We start from the raw sequence: 1,434 nt of genomic DNA, 5'->3' as shown, positions 1-1,434 counted from the left end.
CGGCGATCCGGCAGCTGCCCGGCTTCCGCGACTTCCTGTACCCGTCGAGTGTTGCCGGTCTGCGCCGGCAGAGCGGGCCGGGTGTGGTGGTGATGGTCTGCGTCAGCGATCTGGGCTCGTACGCCCTGCTGGTGACCGCGCGGGAGATCCGGTCCGTGCCGTTGCCGGCCGTCAGCGCGTACGAGGTGGGCCGGCTGACCCGGGAGTACTACCAGGCGATCCGCACCGCGGCGCACGAGGTGACCAGGACGGTCCTGGCCTGGCTGTGGGACCACGTCGCCGAGCCGGTGCTCACGGAGCTCGGCATCACCGGCGCCCCGGTGCACGGCTGGCCGCGGCTGTGGTGGGCGGCGACCGGCGTGCTGGGCCTGCTGCCACTGCACGCCGCCGGCCGGCCTGAGCCGGGCGGGCATCGCACGGTTCTGGACCGGGTGGTGTCGTCCTACACCCCGACGGTGCGGGCGCTCGCGTACGCGCGCCGGGACGGGGCCGAGACCGACGGGGACGCGTCGACGCTGGTGGTGCCGATGCCGCGTACCCGTGGTGGGTCGGACCTGCCCGGATCGGAAGCGGAGACCGCACTGATCGCGGGTCTGCGGCCGGCCGGGACGACAGTCCTGGCACCGGCCGACGCGCACCGCGACCGGATCCTCGCGGAGCTGCCGCGGCACGCCCGGGTCCATTTCGCCTGCCACGCCACCAACCCGGACCCGCGCCACCCGTCGGCCGCCGCACTGGAGGTCACCGGCGGCCGGGCCCGGCCGCTGAGCGTGCTCGACGTGACCCGGCTGCGGCTCACCGGTGAGCTCGCGTTCCTGTCCGCCTGCTCCACCGCCAACGCTGGCGAAGCTCTCGCCGACGAGGCGATCCACCTCGCGTCCGCCTTCCAGCTGGCCGGCTACCGGCACGTGATCGGCACCCTGTGGCCGGTACGGGACGCCGTCGCCGGCCGCGTCACCGGCCCGGTCTACGACGGCATCGCCGCAGCCGGTACGGCGGACGCCGCGCCCGTCGCCCTGCACCACGCGGTCCGCGCCCTGCGCCGCCGTTACCCGGACCGGCCGGCGCTGTGGGCGACCCACGTCCACTCCGGATCGTGACGATGAAATCCGGTTGACCGGCGTGATGGGGTTGCACCGTGATCGACCTTTCCCGCGGGCTGTCCCCGGCAGCTCTCAGCGCCATCGAGGACCTGGAACGCCGGGTCGTCGCGGCCGACGGCGGCCGGCTCAAGCTGGAGTGGAACGCGCTGCGCCACCGCTACGGGCAGGACGTCGAGGACGTGCTGTGGTGGGACGGCGAGCGGCTGCTCGGCTTCCTGGGCCTCTACGCGCACAGCGCGCCCACCGTCGAACTGGCCGGCATGGTCGACCCCGCCGCGCGGCGCCACGGCATCGGCACCGCGCTGCTGGACGCCGCGCTGGTGCTGGGCCG

Annotated in this window: 2 protein-coding genes; both read left to right on the top strand. The window is 74.8% G+C overall.

Annotated elements, in window-relative coordinates:
- Positions 1–1,100, top strand: a 1,100-nt coding sequence (locus AB0C29_RS48280) for a CHAT domain-containing protein (protein ID WP_360835081.1), incomplete at its 5' end; no start/stop codon positions are given.
- Positions 1,101–1,138: 38 nt separating this feature from the next.
- On the top strand, positions 1,139–1,434 hold a 296-nt coding region (locus AB0C29_RS48275; protein WP_360835080.1), incomplete at its 3' end, for a GNAT family N-acetyltransferase.

The organism is Actinoplanes sp. NPDC048791 (genome assembly GCF_040650095.1).
Taxonomy (GTDB): Bacteria; Actinomycetota; Actinomycetes; order Mycobacteriales; family Micromonosporaceae; genus Actinoplanes.
This window is presented reverse-complemented; position numbering and strand designations above follow the sequence as displayed.